The organism is Enterobacter cloacae complex sp. P12RS (assembly GCF_014895875.1).
Classification (GTDB): domain Bacteria; phylum Pseudomonadota; class Gammaproteobacteria; order Enterobacterales; family Enterobacteriaceae; genus Enterobacter; species Enterobacter bugandensis.
In genome coordinates this window covers 670-918 of sequence record NZ_JADBQO010000114.1, presented here as the reverse complement: position 1 = coordinate 918, position 249 = coordinate 670, and positions in this window count along the sequence as shown.

Sequence of the window (249 nt, the reverse complement as noted above, 5' to 3'; positions counted from 1 at the left end):
TGCCGGGTGCCTCCCGGTGAGTCATTGAGCTAACCACTCGTGACTCGCTGCTTCAGAAATTCATGATGAGCCGCTTGATATACAAATCATCAGGTTAATTAGCCCTGCCGCTTAGGAGGATTCATCATTAAACCGAATGTAACAGCAATGCTTAGCAAATGATACAATATTTACTGATGTGCCTCATGATTTTCTTTCGCAGTTTTCACGATCGCAGCATTTTGAGATGGTGAAGGCTGAAATAACGAT